Source organism: Actinomadura fibrosa, assembly GCF_900659615.1.
GTDB classification, from domain to species: domain Bacteria; phylum Actinomycetota; class Actinomycetes; order Streptosporangiales; family Streptosporangiaceae; genus Spirillospora; species Spirillospora fibrosa.
The window spans coordinates 1-5504 of sequence record NZ_CAACUY010000404.1 but is presented as its reverse complement, the minus strand read 5'-3'; the positions used below and the strand labels follow the sequence as shown (position 1 = coordinate 5504).

General features: G+C 73.1%; 3 protein-coding genes. All 3 read left to right on the top strand.

From position 1 onward, the window contains the following. On the top strand, positions 1 to 2698 hold a 2698-nt coding region (locus tag E1300_RS51000), incomplete at its 5' end, for a DUF6049 family protein (protein ID WP_165503322.1). Next, positions 2646 to 4421: a murein biosynthesis integral membrane protein MurJ gene (gene murJ, locus E1300_RS47255; RefSeq protein WP_131763794.1), complete on the top strand. Its 1776-nt coding sequence runs from the start codon at positions 2646 to 2648 to the stop codon at positions 4419 to 4421. The genes E1300_RS51000 and murJ, both read left to right, overlap by 53 nt. 255 nt (positions 4422 to 4676) lie before the next feature. Then, positions 4677 to 5492 carry a protein kinase family protein gene (locus tag E1300_RS47250; RefSeq protein ID WP_242619862.1) on the top strand — a complete coding sequence of 272 codons (816 nt, stop codon included), beginning with the start codon at positions 4677 to 4679 and terminating at the stop codon, positions 5490 to 5492. Positions 5493 to 5504 lie beyond the last annotated feature (12 nt).

Sequence of the window (5504 nt, the reverse complement as noted above, 5' to 3'; positions counted from 1 at the left end):
CCCCGCGCGCCCGGACGCCGCCGCCCCGTCCGGCACCGCCGGGCTGGACGCCCTCGCCGACGCCGCCCTTCCGGACGCCGCGCCGAGCGCCGCGCAGACCGACGCGGCGCTCCAGGGGAGCGGCCAGGCCCGCGCTCAGGTCGCCTTGGGGCTGACGGGCGTGACACCGACCGTCCACGAGAAGATCACCATCGCCGGGGTGTCCCAGAACCGCTCCGGCCACCAGCTCGCCGGGCTCACCCTCCGGCTGCGCTACAACACCAAGCCGGTCACCAGCCGCAGCCAGCTCGACCAGTTCGCCGCCGGCCAGCCGTCCGGGCTGCACGGCGCCGGCGCGCCGAAGCCGCTCGCGCAGGCGGCCGCGCCGGGCGCCAAGCAGACCTGGAAGATCGACACCACGGTGCGGGCGCTGGGGCTCCAGCCGCCCGTCGGCACGCCCGGCGTGTACCCGGTCGGCGTCGAGGTGCTGAACTCCGCGCAGCAGGTCGTCGGCGGCGTGGTGACCTTCCTGACGCTCGTGCCGAAGCAGGCGACCTTCAAGCCCGTGCAGATCGGCTGGGTGTACCCGCTGATCGACCGGCAGCACCGCGCCGGCGACCGGACGTTCCTGGACGACCAGCTCAGCAAGGACATGGCGGCCGGCGGCCGGCTCAGCGAGCTGGTGAGCGCGGCCGAGAAGACCAGGACGCCCATCACCTGGGGGATCGACCCCGCCCTGCTGGACGACGTCCAGCGGATGGCGGCGGACGACTACACGGTGAAGGCCCCGGGCGCGAGGACCGGCTCGAAGAAGCCCAAGAGCACCGCCGCCGCGGCCTGGCTGGCGTCGCTCAAGCGGGCCTCGCAGAGCGATCCCTACTTCACCGTCCCGTACGCCGACCCCGACGTCGTCCCGCTCGTCCGGTACAAGATGAGCAAGGCCGTGACGATCGCGAACGACGCGCGGAACACGAACCTCGTCTCCCAGTTCCTCCAGCGGCCGGCCACGGACCACATCGCCTACCCGCCGGACGGCCTCGCCGGGCCCGGCACGCTCGATCTGCTGGCCAAGCTGGAGCTGAAGTCCGGCGGGTCGTTCCTGCTGAACAGCAGGCAGTTCCAGGAGCCCGCCCAAGGCTCCCCGGCGAACGCCCTCACCGCCGTGAACACGCCCACGCAGGGCACGAAGAAGGCCCTCGTCTACGACGACAAGCTCAGCCAGATCGTCAGCGGCGGCTCGGTGTCCGGCGCGGGGGCGCTGCTGACCCAGCAGCGGTTCCTCGCCGAGACCGCGGTGATCGCGGGGGAGACGCCGAGCTTCCAGCGCACCGTGGTCGTCGCGCCCGACCGGCACTGGAACCCCGCGCCCGGGCTGGCCACCACGCTGCTCAAGTACACCAGGGGCGCGAGCTGGCTGCGGACGGCGGAGCTGGGCAAGATCGGAGCCGCCCGCCCGCAGGCGCGGACGTTCAACGGGTACTCCGAGGACTACGAGGCGTCCGAGCTCGGCTACGCCTACCTCCGGCAGGTGCAGGTGATCGCCGGGCGCGCCGCCTCGTTCGAGGCCGTGCTGGTCGAACCGGTCAAGATCTCGTACGAGCGGGCCCTGCTGCGCGTCCAGTCGGCGGCCTGGCGGCCCGGCGGGCTCCGCGCCAAACGGGCCCGCGTCGCGCTCGCCGACGAGCTCGACGCGCAGATGGGCGACGTCCGGATCATCACCGTCAACAGCAGGCGGATCAACATGGCCGGCAGGTCCGGCAAGTTCCCGGTGACCGTCGCCAACCGGCTGCGCGACCAGAGCATCCGGGTGCGGCTCACGGCCCGGTCGGAGAACAGCGCCAAGCTCCAGCTCGGCCGGCTCGACACCGACCAGGAGATCATCGAGCTCGGGCCGGGGCAGAACGCGCAGCGCTGGATCCCCGCCCAGGCGGCGGGCAACGGGAACTTCGGCGTGCACCTGCAACTGGAGATCGCCGACTCCAGCGGCAGGCCGTTCGGGAAGGGCACCGACATCACCGTCCGCACCACGGGCTACGGGCGCCTCGCCCTGCTCATCACGGGCGGCGGACTTGCCGTACTCTTCGTGGGCGTCGGAGTGCGGGCCATCAGAGCAAGGCGCCGCCGGAAAGCGGAGGCAGCCGGTGACGGGTCGACCGGAATGGGACCAGCAGCGACCGGAGGAGCGGGGAACGGGTTCCCCGGCCCCGGGTACGCCGGGCCCGGGGCACCCGACGCCGCCTCCGCAGGCGCAGGGGAGCCCTGGGCAGGTGCCGGGGCGCCAGGACCCGGGACAGCAGGTTTCGGGCCGGCCGTTCCAGGCACCGCAGGGCCGGCCGGGCCCGCAGGGCCAGCCGCCTCAGGGACAGCCGCCGCAGGGCCAGGGACAGCCGGGTCCGTTGGGACAGCCGGGGCAGAGACGGCCGGGTCCGGGGCAGCCGGGTCCGCAGGGCCGGCCGCAGGGCTACCCGCAGGGGTATCCGGCGCAGGGCCCGCAGCAGGGTCCGCCGCAGGGTCCGCCGCAGGGGCAGGGGTATCCGGGCCAGGGCTACCCGGGGCAGCCGGGCCGGCCCCAGCAGGGCCCGGGCTACCCGGGGCAGGGCTACCCGGCCCCGGTCCCGCGGCAGGGTCCACCGGCGCCCCCGAACCCCCAGGGCCCTCCGCGTCCGATGGACAGGCCCCCGGTCGGAGCGGGAAACATCGCGGCGGAAACAGCGATTGACCTGCCGCTGCCGGGCGGTCGCGCGCCCGCCGCGGACACCACCGTCGTCGACGTCCCGCCGGGCGGCGGCTCCGGCGACGAGCAGGCCGGGAAGGGCGGCGCGTCCGGCATCCTGCGCTCCGGCGCGATCATGGCCATCGGCACGCTCGCGTCCCGAGTCACCGGGTTCCTGCGGACGGCCGTCATCGTCGCGGCGCTCGGCACCGGCCTGCTCGCCAACGCCTACAACACCGCGAACACGATCCCGAACCAGGTCTACGACCTGCTGCTCGGCGGCATCCTGACCAGCGTCATCGTCCCGCTGCTGGTGCGCGCGAAGGAGCGCGACCGCGCCTACGGCGAGCAGTACGAGCAGCGCGTGTTCACGCTCGCGGTGATCGGGCTCGGCGTGCTGACGGTCGCCGCGGTGCTGTGCGCGCCGCTGTTCATCGACGTCCTCGCCGGCAGCTACACCGGCGACCAGCGCGACATCGCCGTCATGTTCACCCGGTTCTTCATCCCGCAGTTCTTCTTCTACGGCGTCGGGGCGTTCGCCGGGGCGATCCTCAACACGCGCGGCAGCTTCGGCGCGCCGATGTGGGCGCCGGTGCTGAACAACATCGTCGTGATCGCGGTCGGCGGCGCGTTCCTGGCGGTCACCACGGGCAAGGTCGACCCGTCCAGCATCACCGACGGGCAGTTCCTGCTGCTGTCGCTCGGCACGACCGGCGGCATCGTCCTGCAGACGATCGCGCTGTGGCCGTCGCTGCGCCGCGTCGGGTTCCGCTGGCGGCCCCGCCTGAACTTCCAGCGCGGCGAGATCAGCCAGGTCATGCGCATGGCCGGGTGGACGCTGCTGTACGTCGTGGCCACCCAGGCGGGCCTCGCCGTCGTCACCGCCCTGGCGAACCGGGCCGGCGACATGGGGGTGGACGAGGGCCTCGGCGACGGCTACGGCTACACCCCCTACTTCAACGCCTACCAGCTGTTCCAGCTCCCGTACGCGATCGTCGGCGTCTCGGTGATCACGGCGCTGCTGCCCCGGATGAGCCGGTTCGCGGCCGAGGGCAAGGCCGACGACGTGCGCGCCGCGTTCTCCAGCGGCCTGCGGCTCTCCTCGGTGATCATCCTGCCCGCGGCGGCGCTGATGCTGGTGCTCGGCCCCGAGATCACGACCGTGCTGTTCGCGCACGGCAACACGACCGCCGACAACGCGCTGGTCATCGCGCGGGTCATGCAGATGTTCGCGATCGCGCTGGTGCCGTTCTCCACCTACCAGCTCATGCTGCGCGTGTTCTACGCCTACGGCGACACCCGGACGCCCGCGCTCGTCGGCGTCGTCTCGGTGGCGTCCAACATCGCGCTGGCCTTCGTCGCGTTCAACGTCCTCGACGTCAAGTGGATCGTGGTCGGCATCGCGGGCGGCTACGCGCTGACCAACATCGTCGGGACGTTCGTGTGCTGGCTGGTGCTGCGCCGCAAGCTCGGCGGCATCGACGGCCGGCGCATCGCGGGCGGCCACCTGAAACTGCTGGTCGCGATCTGGCCGCTGATCGGGTTCGCGTACGCGGCGCACGCCGTCGTGGACGCGGCGCTCGGCGACGGCCTGCTGCCCGGCCTCCTCACGCTGGTCGTGGGCAGCGCGGGCGGCGGCCTGCTCTACCTCTTCTTCGCGAAGCTGCTGAGGGTCGGGGAGGTGCAAACGATGATCTCTACCATCGGAAACCGGCTGCCTGGCCGCTGACCTGTCGCCGTCGGGGCGTTTACGATGCGATGACGCGGCGGTGATCTGTCCCGGCGGCCATTGAGGTCCGCCGATAAAGGGAGGCAAAGTACACAGGACGCGCGGCGATAAGGCGGCCACTCGTGCGAGTAGCCACTACCATGTGGGGGACTACGGCTTGCGGGCTGACACCCTGGGGAACGCAAAGAGGAGGGTCGGAGGCGTAAGCTGCCACGCCACGAACATGGGATCTGACCACCTGCGCAGGACGTTGCCGTGAGCACGTCAGTCATCGAGCCCGGTACCCGACTCGCCGGCCGCTACCGGCTGGAAGAGCGCATCAGCGACGCGGGCGGATCGTCGCTCTGGAAGGCCATCGACGAGATCCTCGCCCGGGCCGTCGCCGTCCGCACCTTCGACCCCGAGTTCCCCCGCATCGGCGAGGTCGTCACCTCCGCCCGCGCCGCCAGCCGCCTCACCGACCCCCGCCTCACCCAGGTCTTCGACGCCGACGACAGCGGCGAGAGCGCCTACGTCGTGAGCGAGTGGGTCGTCGGCGAGACGCTGGAGCAGATGCTCGCCAAGGCCCCGCTGGAGCCGGGCCGCGCCGCGACCCTGCTCTACGAGGCCGCCGAGGCCATGGCCGCGGCGCACGCCGCCGGGCTCGCCCACCTGTGCCTCACGCCGCGCGACCTCGTCTGGACGACCGGCGGCACGGTCAAGCTCCTCGGCATCGCCACCGACGCCGTCCTCGGCGACTGCTACTCCGACGACCCCGCCGCCGCGGACGTCCGCGGCCTCGGCCGGATGCTGTACGCGGCGCTGACGGCGCACTGGCCCGGTGACGAGAAGGGCTCCGCGCTCCCGGCCGCGCCGATGTCCGACGACGGCGTCCCGCAGGCGCCCCGCCAGGTCCAGGCCGGCATCTCGCACGCGGTCGACGCGATCGTCTGCCGGTGCCTCGGCCTCGGCACGGCCGAGCCGCTCGCCACTCCCGCCGACCTCGCCAAGGCGCTGCGCGGCGTCCCGCGCACGCCGCTGCCGCTGTTCGCGGGCCTCGGCAACGCCCAGCCGCCCGCTCCCAGTCGATGACCGGCCCGGCCG

What these genes read in the sequence shown, in the direction of transcription:
- murJ (WP_131763794.1), top strand. Translation starts at nt 2,646, where the DNA reads ATGGACAGGCCCCCGGTCGGAGCGGGAAACATCGCGGCGGAAACAGCG.